Consider the following 14,590-nt stretch of genomic DNA (forward strand, 5'->3'; position numbering starts at 1 on the left):
GGGGGAACCATCATGCACAGCAGGACACACCTGGCGGCGATCGCCGCCGTGGCCGCGGTGGTGCTCTGCGCACCCACGGCGAGCGCCGGGCCCAGAGGCCCGCACACCGAGCCGGTCAGCGTCACCCCGGCGGGCAAGGCCGGCGACGGGGCCTCCCACGACGCCGTCATCAGCCGCAACGGCCGCTACGTGTTCTTCACCTCGGAGGCCGAGGACCTGGACCCGAACGTGCCGCACGGCGGGATGTACCTCCGTGACCTGCGCACCGGGAAGACCGAGTTCTCCGGATTCGGCGGCATCGTGGCGGTCCTGAACGACGGGCGCTACGCCTACACCCGGTCCGACGACGTCGTGGTCGACGACCCGCGCACGGGCAAGGAGGAGAAGTTCGGCATCGAGATCCCCGAGGGGTACGCGGGGCCGGTCGGCGAGGCCTCCATCAGCCCGAACGCCCGCTACGCCGTGTTCACGCTGCACGAGACCGGCGGGGGTGGCGTGGTCTTCCTGCGCGACCGGATCGCGGGCACCACCGAGCGGATCAGCCACCCGAAACCCACCTGGGAGCCGCGCAACGCCTCCTCGCCGACGGTCAGCGACGACGGCAAGCGGATCGTCTACCAGTACAACTACGCCAACGGCCCGCGCGGCGACGACTGGGGCGACGTGTGGATGTACGACCGCACGACCGGGGAGCGCACCCAGATCGACCGCTCCCACGACGGCTCACAGACCCAGCGCGAGTCGCTGGAGCCGTCCATCAGCGGCGACGGACGTACGGTCGTCTTCGAGTCCGCGGACACCCACCTGGTGCCCGACGACACCGACGGCAGCTGGAACGTGTTCGTGCACACCATCGCCACCGGCGTGAACCAGCGCATCCACGTGAGCCCCTCCCAGGCCTGGACCCGGGACCCGGCCGTCAGCGCGAACGGCCGGTACGTCACCTTCACGGGCCGGGTCGAGGGACTGCCCGGCGGCACCCGCAACCCCGTCTACCTGCGGGACCTGAGGAACGGCACCACCACCCTGGTCACCCCCGGCCCCGGCGGCGACCCGGTCTCCGCCCAGGTGGAACCCGGCGGTATCGCGGACGGCGCCCGGCGGATCACGTTCGTCTCCTGGGACGGCACGCTGATCCCGGGCGGGGACACCAACGAGGAGCGGGACGTGTTCGTACGGCACCTGCGGTGACCCCGGGGTGAGCAGCGCAGTGCTCGCATCCTGAGACGGAGGGTGAGCACGGGGACGGTCTGTGCCAGACTGCCCCCGTGCTCTCGTTCGCCATGATTATTGGCAGCAGGCGCGCCGGTCCGCAGTGACCACCACGTACGACCAGGTACGGGTGGACACCGTCGTCCTCGACCCGCGCGCAGACCTCTCGCACCCGCGAGGGGTTTTTCGCTTTTTCTGGCCCACCCGCAGCCGGAGGCGAGAGCGCGAGGGAGTATGTGGGGGCGGTGGAGCCGGTCATTCCGGTACGACCGAGACCAAATCCTCAGGAGCCTTGAGACCATGACCGCAACCAGCGAGCTCGACGATCAGTTCCACGTCTTCGACACCACCCTGCGCGACGGCGCCCAGCGGGAGGGCATCAACCTCACCGTCGCGGACAAGCTGGCCATCGCACGGCACCTGGACGACTTCGGCGTGGGCTTCATCGAGGGCGGCTGGCCCGGCGCCAACCCGCGGGACACCGAGTTCTTCGCGCGCGCCCGTCAGGAGATCGACTTCAAGCACGCCCAGCTGGTCGCCTTCGGCGCGACCCGCAGGGCCGGGGCCAAGGCCTCCGAGGACCCGCAGGTCAAGGCACTCCTCGACTCGGGCGCCGAGGTGATCACCCTGGTCGCCAAGTCCCACGACCGGCACGTGGAGCTGGCGCTCAGGACCACCCTGGACGAGAACCTGGAGATGGTCCGCGACACGGTGTCGTACCTGCGCGAGCAGGGCCGCCGCGTCTTCGTCGACTGCGAGCACTTCTTCGACGGCTACCGCGCCAACCCGGAGTACGCGAAGGCCGTCGTACGGGCCGCCTCGGAGGCCGGCGCGTCCGTCGTGATCCTCTGCGACACCAACGGCGGCATGCTCCCCGCCCAGATCCAGGCAGTGGTCGCCACGGTCCTCGCCGACACCGGCGCCCGGCTCGGCATCCACACCCAGGACGACACGGGCTGCGCGGTCGCCAACACCCTCGCCGCGGTCGACGCGGGCGCCACCCACGTCCAGTGCACGGCCAACGGCTACGGCGAGCGCGTCGGCAACGCCAACCTCTTCCCGGTGGTCGCGGCCCTGGAACTGAAGTACGGCAAGAAGGTCCTGCCCGACGGCCACCTGCGCGAGATGACCCGCATCTCGCACGCGATCGCCGAGGTCGTCAACCTCACGCCCTCCACCCACCAGCCCTATGTGGGTGTCTCCGCCTTCGCCCACAAGGCCGGCCTGCACGCCTCCGCGATCAAGGTCGACCCGGACCTCTACCAGCACATCGACCCCGAGCTCGTCGGCAACACCATGCGGATGCTGGTCTCCGACATGGCGGGCCGCGCCTCGATCGAGCTCAAGGGCAAGGAACTCGGCATCGACCTCGGCGGCGACCGCGAGCTGGTCGGCCGGGTCGTGGAGCGGGTCAAGGAGCGCGAGCTCAAGGGCTACACGTACGAGGCGGCCGACGCCTCCTTCGAACTGCTCCTGCGCGCCGAGGTCCAGGGCAAGCCGCTGAAGTACTTCTCCGTCGAGTCCTGGCGCGCGATCGTCGAGGACCGCCCCGACGGCAGCCACGCCAACGAGGCCACGGTGAAGCTCTTCGCCAAGGGCGAGCGCATCGTCGCCACGGCGGAGGGCAACGGCCCGGTGAACGCCCTGGACCGGTCCCTGCGCGTGGCCCTGGAGAAGATCTACCCGCAGCTCGCCAAGCTCGACCTCGTCGACTACAAGGTCCGCATCCTGGAGGGCGTGCACGGCACCCAGTCCACGACCCGCGTCCTGATCTCCACGTCCGACGGCTCGGGCGAGTGGTCGACGGTCGGCGTCGCGGAGAACGTGATCGCCGCGTCCTGGCAGGCCCTGGAGGACGCGTACACCTACGGCCTGCTGCGGGCGGGCGTCGAGCCGGCCGAGTAACCCCTCGGCTCAGCAGGAGTCCTCGGCGAGCTCCTCGAACTCGCCGAGGCTCATCGCCCGGTCGTCGGCCCAGACCTGACGGGGTTTCAGGGCCGCGAGATCGGTCGCCGTGAAGGTGACGACGCCGGAGTACTCGTAGTTGTACTCGTCCTTCCCGAAGGCGAGTTGATAGGTGTGCCCGGCCAGCACCCGCTGCTCGCCCACCGGAAGCACATGCCAGTCCCCGGGCGGCGAGAACAGCGGGAACTCGGCGTCGACGAGCCGCCGGCTGCCCGACGCCCTCCACCCGGACACGTTCCGCCCGGACTCCTCCTGACCGGTGGGCGTGCCGGTCAGGGACGGCCCCCGCACCAGATCGTCCCCGCACGGCCGCAGCACGACCTCCACCGCCCCCGCGTCATCGACCCGCACCGCGACGAGCGGCAGCGTCTCCGCGGTACACCCGCTCAACAGCCCTACGGCGGCGACCACTCCGGCCACCGCGAACAGTCCCCGTCTCATCCCTCCAGCACACCAACGAAGACGCCGCCGTACGACCACCGTTGCGCACCGGTCGGGTTGCGGTCGTACAACTCGCCCGGGGCGCGATGGCCGACGAGGTGTCTTGACGGATGTGTGGGCTCTCAGTTCACTCACGCCGTGAGGTAAGTCCTGTGCGAAACCTGAGAGTCGAGGGAAGGTCCATGCGAAGAACCGCCCTGCTCGTCTCCGCCGCGTTGCTCACCTCCCTGCTGCCGATGGCCGTCGCCCGGGCGGCCGACGATCCGCCGCCGATCCCCGTCGACCGCTTCGAGGGCGAGGTCCCCTTCGCGAGCCCCCCGGAGAACGGCCTCTTCACCTGGGGCGGCGACAACGACGACCCGCCCGCCCTTCAGCTCACCGCCAGGCCGGACGCACCCGAGGGCGACAAGGTCCTCGCCGGTACCTACGACATCAGCGGCTACGGCGGCTTCACCCACGACTTCGCCTTCGCCGAGCCCGCCCACGACTGGTCCGCCCGCAAGGGCGTCCGCTTCTGGTGGGACGGGCAGAACAACGGCAGGAAGGTCGCCTTCGAGCTCAAGGACGGCGGCGCCAACGGCGAGGCCTCCGAGCTGTGGACCACGTCCTTCACCGACGACTTCACCGGCTGGAAGCGGATCGAGATCCCCTTCACCGACTTCGCGTACCGCACCGACTACCAGCCCGTCGGCGGCATCGACCACGTCCTCGGGCTCACCGAGACCTGGGGCTACGCCGTCACCCTCCCCGTCGGCGCACCCGGCCGATTCGCCATGGACGGCGTCGAGTTGTACGGCAGGGCGGACCAGTCCCTGCGCGCCACCGTGACCACCGACTCCGTCGTCCACCCGGTGGGGGAGGGCAGGACCGCGTCCGTCGAGGTCACCGTCGCCACCACCGGCTCCGCCCCCCTCGACGAGCCCGTGACCGTCGCCTACGAAACGGCCGGCGGCACCGCCGATCCCGGCAAGGACTACACCCCCGTCTCCGGCACCCTCACCTTCCCGGCCGGTACGGCCTCCGGCGCCACCCGGACCATCCAGGTCCCGACCCTGAAGGACAAGGCCGCGGAGTCCGCCGAGACCATCCCCCTCAAGCTCACCGTGACCGGCGCCAAGGCCCCCGCCGAGACCCCGCAGGTCGTCATCGACGCGCACGGGCTGCCGTATCTGAACAGCAGGCTCCCCGTGCACAGGCGTGTCGCCGATCTCCTGTCCCGGATGAGCCTCGCGGAGAAGGCCGGCCAGATGACCCAGGCCGAGCGCGGAGCCGTCGGGGCCGGCGCCGACGTCACCGCCCACGACCTCGGCTCGCTGCTCTCCGGCGGCGGCTCGACCCCCACGCCCAACACCCCCGAGGCCTGGGCGAAGATGATCGACTCCTTCCAACTCCGGGCGCGGGCAACGCGGTTCCAGATCCCGCTCGTCTACGGCGTCGACGCCGTCCACGGCCACAACAACCTGGTCGGCGCCACCGTCCTGCCCCACAACATGGGCCTCGGTGCCACCCGCGATCCTCGACTCGTCCAAAAGACAGGTGCCGTGACCGCCGCCGAGGTCCGCGCCACCGGCGTCCCCTGGGACTTCGCGCCCTGCCTCTGCGTCACCCGCGACGAACGCTGGGGCCGCTCCTACGAGTCCTTCGGCGAGGACCCGGCCCTCGTCGAGTCCATGGAGACGATCATCCAGGGCCTCCAGGGCGCCGGGAACGGCAAGGACCTCGACCGGAGCGACAAGGTCCTCGCCACCGCCAAGCACTTCGTCGGCGACGGCGGCACCGCCTACGGCTCCTCCACGACGGGGACGTACACCATCGACCAGGGCGTCACCACGGTCACCCGGCAGCAGTTGGAGGCCGTCCACCTCTCCCCGTACAAGGAGGCCGTGAAGCGTGGCGTCGGGACGGTCATGCCGTCGTACTCCTCGCTGGACCTGATCGGGGACGGCCGAGGACCGGTCAAGATGCACGCCCGCGCCGACATGATCAACGGCGTCCTCAAGGACGGGCTCGGCTTCGACGGCTTCGTCGTCAGCGACTGGAACGGCATCGACCAGATCCCCGGCGACTACGCCTCGGACGTCCGGACCTCCGTCAACGCCGGCGTCGACATGGTCATGGCCCCCTACGCCTACCAGGACTTCCACAACACGCTGATCGCGGAGGTCCGGGCCGGACGGGTCAGCGAGCGGCGGGTCGACGACGCCGTGTCCCGCATCCTCACGCAGAAGTTCAGGCTCGGGCTCTTCGAGAAGCCGTACGCCGACACGAGCGGCGCCTCCAGGATCGGTTCCGCCGGGCACCGGGCCGTGGCACGGGAGGCGGTCGCCGAGTCGCAGGTGCTGCTGAAGAACAGCGGCGGACTCCTGCCGCTGAAGAAGTCGCAGAAGGTGTACGTCGCCGGGTCCGACGCCGATGACATCGGCAACCAGTCCGGCGGCTGGACCGTCACCTGGCAGGGCTCGTCCGGCGACATCACCCCCGGCACGACCGTCCTGGAGGCGATGCGCGAGAACTCCCCGGCGCTGACGTACTCCAAGGACGCCTCCGCACCGCTGAGCGGCTACGACGTCGGCGTGGTCGTCGTCGGCGAGACCCCGTACGCCGAGGGCGTCGGGGACGTGGGCAACGGCCACGACCTGGAGCTGTCCGCCGCCGACCGGGCCGCCGTGGACAAGGTGTGCGCGGCCATGAAGTGCGCGGTGCTGATCGTCTCCGGGCGGCCGCAGCTCGTCGGCGACCGGCTCGGTGCCGTCGACGCCCTGGTCGCCTCCTGGCTGCCGGGCACCGAGGGCGACGGCGTCGCGGACGTCCTGTACGGCAGGCGGCCGTTCACCGGTCAACTGCCCGTGACCTGGCCCAGGTCGGAGGCCCAGCTGCCGATCAACGTCGGCGACCCGACGTACGACCCGCAGTTCCCGTACGGCTGGGGCCTGACCACCCTCACCGAGGTCCCGCGGGGCGGGGAGACCACGCTGAAGTCGCTCGGGGTCGCGGCGAGGGCGGCCGAGCGGGCCGGGGCCGACGGGACGGGCCGGGCGCTGGTCACCCGGGCCCGGCTGATCGTCCAGCAGAAGACGGCCCAGCGGATGACGGCCGCGATCGCCGGGCCCTTCGCCGACGCCGACCACCTGCTGCTGACGGGACGCTACGCGGAGGCGGTGGCGAAGCTGACGCAGGCGTACCGGGCGGCCTGAGCGGACGGGCCCGGCAGCGCGAGCGGGTCCCTTCGCGGAGGTCTCTTTCGGGAGGCTTCGGGTAGCGTCGAAGTATGAAGGCCAGCGCACAGGCCGTAGTACCGACCCGAAGCCTCCCGGGGCTGCTCCTCACCCTGGTGGTGATGGCCCTGGCCGTCCTGTCGGCGGCCGCCCCGCCGGCCTCGGCCGCGTCCGTCACCAGCGCCTCGGAGATCGGCCGGGCCCTCCGCGAGAGCCCCGTCTACGTCGATCCGGCCGCCGCGGCCCAGCTGTCCGCCAAGGACGCGGACGCCCTGGCGGACCGGATCGCCAAGGCGGACCGGCCGCTGTTCGTCGCGGTGCTGCCCGCCGACTACCCGAAGCAGGACCTCTTCACCAAGCTGCGCACGGCGACCGGCATCACCGGCCTGTACGCGGTCCGCCTGGGCGACGCCTTCGACGCCCGGGCCGACTCCGCGGTCCTGTCGAACGCGGCCGTACGCAACCTGGTGACCACCGTCGAGGGCGAGGACACCCGCGCCCAGCTGACCGACTTCACCGCCGCCGCGCTCACCAACATGGGCGGCTCGGCCCCCTCGACCTGGCGGTCCGTGGACGACGGCGGCGGGGTGTCCGGCACCGCGCTGATCACCGTCGGCGCGGTCCTGGTGGCGGGCGGCGCCGGCGCGTACACGCTGGTGCGCCGCAACCGGCGCCGGCACGCCGAGGAGCAGCGGGCCGCGCTGGAGAAGCTGCGGGTGGTGGTGGACGAGGACATCACGGCGTTCGGCGAGGAACTGGACCGCCTGGACTTCCACCCGGCCGAGGCGGGCGCCGACGACGCGATGCGCGGCGACTACGAGCGGGCGCTGGACGCGTACGAGCAGGCGAAGTCGCTCATGGCGGCGGCCGCGAGACCGGAGGACGTGCGGGCGGTCACCCAGGCCCTGGAGGACGGCCGCTTCTCGCTGGCCCAGCTCGCCGCCCGCCGCGAGCACCGCCCGCTGCCCGAACGCCGGGTGCCCTGCTTCTTCGACCCCCGCCACGGCCCCTCCGTCACCGACGCCACCTGGACGCCGCCCGGCGGTGCCGCGCGCGAGGTACCGGTCTGCGCGGCCGACGCCACCCGCCTGTCCGACGGCCGCGACCCGGTGATGCGCGAGGTCGACACCGACCAGGGCCGCCGCCCCTACTGGGACGCGGGCCCGGCCTACGGCCCCTGGGCGGGCGGCTACTTCGGCGGCGGCCTCCTGCCCGGCCTGCTGGTCGGCACGGTCCTCGGCAGCATGATGGCCACCCCCGCCTACGCGGCCGACTACGGCTCCGGCTACGGCGACTTCGGCGGCGGCTACGAGGGCGGCGACCTCTCCGGCTCGGACTTCTCCTCAAGTGACTTCGGAGACTTCGGAGGTGGCGGCGACTTCGGCGGGGGCGGCGATTTCGGAGGGGGAGGGGACTTCGGGGGCGGAGGGTTCTGACCTGTCGAGGACTACGAAATCCAGCCCCTCCGGCGTTTGAGGAGCGGGGGTCCGGGGGCCGGCCCCCGGAGACGGGGGTCGAAGGGGGCAGCGCCCCTTGGAGGTGGGACGGGTAGGGGCGGCGGGGGCGAGAACCACGGGCCCGGCAACACCGCACCGGACCCGCGGACCACCGTACGAAACCGCCGTCACCTCACAACGACGCCGCCGCGGAGGCGATCGCCGAGGCGAACGTCGACACCTCGGTGTAGACCCCGGGCGCGTTCGGCTGGGCGCAGCCGATCCCCCAGCTCACGATCCCGACCTGGATCCACGCGTTGTTCGCGTCCCGCCGGAACATCGGCCCACCGGAGTCCCCCTGGCAGGTGTCCACCCCACCGGCCGCGTACCCCGCACAGATCTCCTCGCTCGCGATGAGCCCGCTGTACCCGCTGTACGACCGGCAGGTCGCGTCACTGACGAACGGCACGGTCGCCTTGAGCAGATACCGCTGCTGGGCCCCGCCCTGCGTGGCCGCACCCCACCCGGCGACGGTGAAGGTCCCGGTGTTGTACTGCGTGGTCGTGGCGATCTTCAGCGTCGGCAGGTTGATGGGCTGGGCGAGCTTGATGAGCGCCCAGTCCTTGCCGTCGCCGTTGTAGCCCGGAGCCCGGTAGACGTACGTCGACCTGACCTGGACCCGGCCGCTGGTGGACTGGAGGTCCACGACACCGGCGGTGGCGGTGATGCTGGTGTTCGCACCGGTGCCGTTCACGCAGTGCGCGGCGGTCAGCACGATCTGCTGGGTGTACAGGGCCCCGCCGCAGCCCATGGAGAGCCGGACCATGAACGGGAACTCGCCCTGTGCGGCACGGGTGCCGCCGACCACGGGCGAGGGGGCGGCCTGTGCGGCCGATACGGGCTGGAGACTGGCGATCGCGAGCGCGGCGGCTCCGACCGCCAGACATCTCTTGAGGGCTGTGAGGAGTTTCTTCAACGTGATGCCTTCCAGGTGGGGGTGGCATTGACGAGTTCATGCCAAATCTGGGCAGCAAAGCGATGCCCAAGTTCTGACATGGGCCGGTCAAATCCGCTGATGGATTATGAGAATCCTGTGAACTCCCGCACAAGGGGTGCGATTCAGCCAAGCGCTTCCGCGGCGTGAGCGGGGGCGGCGGATCGCCGAGAGGCGTCACGCGCGGCCACCGGAGATCCGGTGGCCGGAGTCCGGACGCTGCGTGGCCGGTCGATACGGAGTCGGGCCGGCCCCCCACCGAGGCCGACCCGTGCGACTCAGGCGTTCTTGATCGCCGAGATGTCGAAGCTCAGCTTGATCTTGTCGGAGATCAGGACGCCGCCCGTCTCCAGGGCCGCGTTCCAGGTCAGGCCCCACTCGGAGCGCTTGATCTCGGCCTTGCCCTCGAAGCCCACGCGCTCGTTGCCGAAGGGGTCCTTGGCGGCGCCGTTGAACTCGAGGTCGATGGTGAGCGGCTTGGTGGTGCCGAGGATCGTCAGGTCGCCGGTGATGCGGTAGTCCTCGTCGCCGAGCGCCTCCGCCTTGGTGGAGCGGAAGGTCATCGTCGGGAACTCCTCGATCTTGAAGAAGTCCGCGCTCTTGAGGTGCCCGTCCCGGTCCGCCGACCCGGTGTCGATGCTGTCCATCTTGACGTCGATGGAGGCCGTCGACGCGGACGGGTCGCCGCCGTCCAGGTGCAGCGAGCCGCTGAAGTCGTCGAACGTGCCCTTGACGTTGGTGACCATGGCGTGCCGGACGGTGAAGCCGATCGTGGAGTGGGCCGTGTCGATCGTGTAGTCGCCGGTCAGTGCGGTCAGGTCGGTGTTCGTCATGGCGAAGCTCCTTGGAGGCAGAATGTTGAACGTTGAACCACTCACCACGAAGCACCGTAGACCTATTCCATACAGGTTTCAACATCATCCGCGCAGTGTTGGCGGGATCGCCCCACGGTGGTAGACGCCCCTGTATGAACCCGCAGCGCAGAGCCCCCGTACGACCCACCCGCAGAGCCGTCTTAGTCGCGGCGGCGCTCCTCGCGGCCGCCGCCCCGCCCGCCCACGCAGCCTCCACAGCAGCGGCCGACTCCTACGGCACCCTCCGCCGCCGCTGGCTCGACCTCACCCTGGGCACCGGCTACGACCCGGCGGCCGAGCCCTACGCCTCCCGCCTCGCCGAGACCGGCGACCTCGCCCGCGCCTTCCGCGCCGCCATGGCCCCGACCCCCACCTCCCTCTGGCCGGGCGCCCCCTTCGACCCTCCGACGGGCATCACCCAGAGCTACAGCCGCCTGTGGACCATGACCCAGGCCCACGTCCAGCAGGGCACCGGCTCGACCGGCGACGAGGACCTCCTCGCGGACGTCCTGCGCGGCCTCGACCATCTCTCCGCCACCGTCTACAACCCCGCCACCACCCGCTACGGCAACTGGTGGGAATGGCAGATCGGCAGCCCCCGGCTCCTCATGGACATCACGGCCGCTCTGTACGACCACCTCGGCCCGGACCGCATCACCGCGGCCTGCGCCGCCGTGGACCACTTCATCCCCGACACGATGCTCACCGACTACTCCGGCACCTCCACCGGCGCCAACCGCGTCGACCTGTGCCGCTCGGTCGCCCTGCGCGGCATCCTCGGCAGGGACCCCGACCGGATCGCCCTGGCCCGCGACGCCCTCTCGCCGGTCTTCCCGTACGTCACGAAGGGCGACGGCCTCTACGCCGACGGGTCCTTCGTCCAGCACACCTGGGTCGCCTACTCCGGCACCTACGGCCAGGTCATGCTGGACGGCCTGGGCCGCCTCTTCACCCTCCTCGCCGGCTCCGACTGGGAGGTGACCGACCCGAACCGGCAGACCGTCCTCGACAGCGTCGAGCACGCCTACGCCCCGCTGATCCACGACGGGCTGGTGATGGACAGCGTCAACGGCCGGGCCATCAGCCGGGGTCTCCTCAAGAGCGACGACCGGCACGTCCTGCGCTCCGACCACTTCCACGGCCACGGCATCATCGCCGCCGTCGCCCTGCTGGCGGGCGGGGCGGGCGCGGCACAGCGGGAGCGCTGGTACGGCCTGCTGAAGGGCTGGATCCAACGGGACACCGTCACGCCGGTCCTGACCTCCCGCCAGTTCGGGGTCGCCGACCTCGCCCGGCTGCACGCCGTGGCCGGCTCACCGGTCCCGGCCGCCCCCGAACCCGTCGGCCACCACCTCTTCGCCGCCATGGACCGGGCCGTCCACCGCCGCCCCGGTTTCGTCGCGAACATCGCCATGGCGAGCGACCGCATCGCCGCCTACGAGTGCGGCAACGGCGAGAACCCCCGCGGCTGGCACACGGGTGCCGGAATGCTCTCCTGGTGGGCCGCGGGCCGCAGCGACCAGTACACGGACTGGTACTGGCCCACCGTCGACTGGTACCGCCTCCCCGGCACGACCGTCTCCACCCGCCGCCTCCCCGACCGGGCCGGCGGCGAATGGGGCGAGCCCAAGCCGGACGTCCGCTGGGTCGGCGGCACCACCGACGGCGAGTACGCGGCGGTCGGCCAGCATCTGAAGGGGCTCCAGTCCACGCTCCAGGCCCGCAAGTCGTGGTTCTGCGTCGCGGACGCGGTGATCTGCCTCGGCGCCGGGATCACCTGCACGGACGGCGTCCCGGTCGAGACGGTCGTCGACAACCGCAACCTGGGGGAGGGCGGGACGCAGTCCCTCGTACGAGGACGGGGCTGGGCGCACCTGGAGGGACACGGAGGCTGGCTCCTCCCGGACGGGGTGCGCACCCTGCGCGAGGACCGCACCGGCGCCTGGTCCGACATCAACACCACCAGCTCGGGCGAACGGCGCACCCGGCGCTGGCAGACCCTCTGGCTCGACCACGGCACCGACCCCGTGGACGCCACCTACGCCTACGTCCTGCTGCCCGGAGCCTCCCGCCGTGCGGTCGCCGCCCGGGCCGCCGACCGCCCCTGGCTGTCGGTCCTCGCCAACGACAGCGCGTGCCAGGCGGTCCACGTCGACCGGCTCGGCCTGACGGCGGCGAACTTCTGGCGGGCCGGCACGGCGGGTCCGCTCACCGCGTCGGCGGGGGCGAGCGTGCTGGTCCGCCGCACGGGCCGTACCGCTACGCTCTGCGTGGCCGAACCACCCCGAACGGGTGAACCCCTGGAGATCATCTGGAACCGGCCGGTGCGCTCGGTGATCCGGGCCGACGACACGGTCGACGTGCTCGCCACGGGCCGTCTGCTGCGGCTGCGCGTCACTCCGGGGGAGGTATGCGCCACCCATGTGTGTGAGGTGGCTCTCACGCCTTGACTTTGTGTGACCCCTACAAGCGACAGGCCCCTTGAGCAGTCAGAAGGCCTGCATGCCTCCAGGGTTCTGTTCAGTGGCACCAGGAAAACGGGCCGGAGACTGTACGGAGTCGACGGCTCGCTTTCCGCGCGGGTCTTCGTAAGGTCGCTACATGACCGTTTTGGATGAGGCGCCGAGTGAGTCGACGGGCGAGCCGACGGACGCGCGCGGACGGGTGGCCGAGCTGCACGAGATCCGTGCGGCGGCCCTGGCCGGCCCCAGCGAGAAGGCGACCGAGGCGCAGCACGCCAAGGGCAAGCTGACCGCACGGGAGCGCATCGAGCTGCTCCTCGACCCGGGTTCCTTCCAGGAGGTCGAGCAGCTGCGCCGGCACCGGGCGACCGGGTTCGGCCTGGAGGCCAAGAAGCCGTACACCGACGGTGTCATCACCGGCTGGGGCACGGTGGAGGGCCGTACGGTCTTCGTCTACGCCCATGACTTCCGCATCTTCGGCGGCGCGCTGGGCGAGGCCCACGCCACCAAGATCCACAAGATCATGGACATGGCCATCGCGGCCGGAGCGCCGCTGGTCTCCCTGAACGACGGCGCGGGCGCCCGCATCCAGGAGGGCGTCTCGGCGCTCGCCGGGTACGGCGGCATCTTCCAGCGCAACACCAAGGCCTCGGGTGTCATCCCGCAGATCTCGGTGATGCTGGGCCCGTGCGCGGGCGGCGCGGCCTACAGCCCGGCCCTGACCGACTTCGTGTTCATGGTCCGCGAGACCTCGCAGATGTTCATCACCGGACCGGACGTCGTCAAGGCGGTCACCGGCGAGGAGATCACCCAGAACGGCCTGGGCGGCGCGGACGTGCACGCCGAGACCTCCGGGGTCTGCCACTTCGCCTACGACGACGAGGAGACCTGCCTCGCCGAGGTGCGCTACCTGCTGTCGATGCTCCCGCAGAACAACCGGGAGAACCCGCCGCGCGTGGAGTCCTCGGACGCGGCCGACCGGCGCGGTGACGTCCTGCTGGACCTGGTGCCGGCCGACGGCAACCGGCCCTACGACATGGCCAAGGTCATCGAGGAGATCGTCGACGACGGCGACTACCTCGAGGTCCACGAGCGCTGGGCCCGCAACATCATCTGCGCGCTGGCCCGCCTGGACGGCCAGGTCGTCGGCATCGTCGCCAACCAGCCCTCCAGCCTCGCCGGTGTCCTGGACATCGAGGCGTCGGAGAAGGCCGCGCGCTTCGTCCAGATGTGCGACGCCTTCAACATCCCGATCGTCACCTTCCTGGACGTCCCCGGCTTCCTCCCGGGCGTCGACCAGGAGCACGGCGGCATCATCCGCCACGGCGCCAAGCTCCTCTACGCCTACTGCAACGCCACCGTGCCGCGGATCTCCCTGATCCTGCGCAAGGCCTACGGCGGCGCCTACATCGTCATGGACAGCCAGTCCATCGGCGCCGACCTCACCTACGCCTGGCCCACCAACGAGATCGCCGTGATGGGCGCCGAGGGTGCCGCGAACGTCATCTTCCGCCGCCAGATCGCCGAGGCCGAGGACCCCGAGGCCATGCGGGCCCGCATGGTCAAGGAGTACAAGTCCGAGCTCATGCACCCCTACTACGCGGCCGAGCGCGGCCTGGTCGACGACGTCATCGACCCCGCGGAAACCCGTGAGGTCCTGATCAAGTCCCTCGCCATGCTCCAGTCCAAGCACGCCGACCTGCCCTCCCGCAAGCACGGCAACCCACCGCAGTAACCCGGCGGACCCTCCGCGTCACCCTCGCGGAAACCTCTCTCACGGAGACTGTGACCTATGAACACCCCTGACATCCGCGTCGAGAAGGGCCACGCCGAGCCCGAGGAAGTCGCCGCCATCACGGCGATCCTCCTGGCCCGCGCCGCAGCCCAGCCCTCCGAGCCCCCGGCCCACCACGGCCGCCCCAAGGCCCGCTGGCGCCGCCTGGAACGCGAGGGCGGCTTCAGGGCTCCCCACAGCTGGCACTGAGCCCGCAACTGGCACTGAGCCCCGCAG

Annotated in this window: 10 protein-coding genes; 7 read left to right on the plus strand and 3 right to left on the minus strand. The window is 71.2% G+C overall.

Going from position 1 to position 14,590, the window contains the following annotated elements; all coding sequences use genetic code 11:
- The first annotated feature begins 12 nt into the window (after positions 1-12).
- Positions 13-1,191: a hypothetical protein gene (locus AC2XR2_RS31375; RefSeq protein ID WP_491516890.1), complete on the plus strand. Its 1,179-nt coding sequence runs from the start codon at positions 13-15 to the stop codon at positions 1,189-1,191.
- Between the two features lie 321 nt (positions 1,192-1,512).
- On the plus strand, positions 1,513-3,117 hold the full coding sequence (cimA, locus tag AC2XR2_RS31380; protein WP_491516891.1) for a citramalate synthase: 1,605 nt from the start codon (positions 1,513-1,515) through the stop codon (positions 3,115-3,117).
- Between the two features lie 9 nt (positions 3,118-3,126).
- Here cimA and AC2XR2_RS31385 read toward each other — a convergent pair whose 3' ends face one another.
- The gene (locus AC2XR2_RS31385; protein WP_381304167.1) at positions 3,127-3,618 is read right to left on the minus strand and encodes a hypothetical protein; all 492 of its coding nucleotides are present in this window, start codon (positions 3,616-3,618) and stop codon (positions 3,127-3,129) included.
- A 182-nt stretch (positions 3,619-3,800) separates the two neighbouring features.
- Between AC2XR2_RS31385 and AC2XR2_RS31390 the strand changes: the two genes are divergently transcribed.
- Both AC2XR2_RS31390 and AC2XR2_RS31395 read left to right on the plus strand, forming a co-directional pair.
- Positions 3,801-6,812 (plus strand): glycoside hydrolase family 3 N-terminal domain-containing protein, encoded by a 3,012-nt coding sequence (locus AC2XR2_RS31390; RefSeq protein WP_491516892.1) that lies wholly within the window; start codon positions 3,801-3,803, stop codon positions 6,810-6,812.
- 74 nt (positions 6,813-6,886) lie between these two features.
- Positions 6,887-8,269 carry a hypothetical protein gene (locus tag AC2XR2_RS31395; protein ID WP_491516893.1) on the plus strand — a complete coding sequence of 461 codons (1,383 nt, stop codon included), beginning with the start codon at positions 6,887-6,889 and terminating at the stop codon, positions 8,267-8,269.
- 193 nt (positions 8,270-8,462) lie between these two features.
- Here AC2XR2_RS31395 and AC2XR2_RS31400 read toward each other — a convergent pair whose 3' ends face one another.
- A complete protein-coding gene (locus AC2XR2_RS31400; protein ID WP_449353163.1) occupies positions 8,463-9,245 on the minus strand; it encodes a serine protease in 783 nt (260 codons plus the stop codon).
- Positions 9,246-9,541: 296 nt separating this feature from the next.
- Positions 9,542-10,096 carry a YceI family protein gene (locus tag AC2XR2_RS31405; RefSeq protein ID WP_330264259.1) on the minus strand — a complete coding sequence of 185 codons (555 nt, stop codon included), beginning with the start codon at positions 10,094-10,096 and terminating at the stop codon, positions 9,542-9,544.
- 134 nt (positions 10,097-10,230) lie between these two features.
- Here AC2XR2_RS31405 and AC2XR2_RS31410 point away from each other — a divergent pair, with 134 nt between their 5' ends.
- The 3 genes from AC2XR2_RS31410 (at position 10,231) to AC2XR2_RS31420 (ending at position 14,563) form a co-directional block, all read left to right on the plus strand.
- A complete protein-coding gene (locus tag AC2XR2_RS31410; RefSeq protein WP_491516894.1) occupies positions 10,231-12,567 on the plus strand; it encodes a polysaccharide lyase 8 family protein in 2,337 nt (778 codons plus the stop codon).
- 151 nt (positions 12,568-12,718) lie between these two features.
- Positions 12,719-14,314, plus strand: a complete 1,596-nt coding sequence (locus tag AC2XR2_RS31415) for an acyl-CoA carboxylase subunit beta (protein WP_330264258.1) — start codon at positions 12,719-12,721, stop codon at positions 14,312-14,314.
- Positions 14,315-14,371: 57 nt separating this feature from the next.
- Complete coding sequence (locus AC2XR2_RS31420) at positions 14,372-14,563, plus strand: acyl-CoA carboxylase subunit epsilon (protein ID WP_330264257.1); 192 nt, start codon at positions 14,372-14,374, stop codon at positions 14,561-14,563.
- The last annotated feature ends 27 nt before the right edge of the window (positions 14,564-14,590 follow it).

The organism is Streptomyces sp. LS-MS-L19 (genome assembly GCF_058382285.1).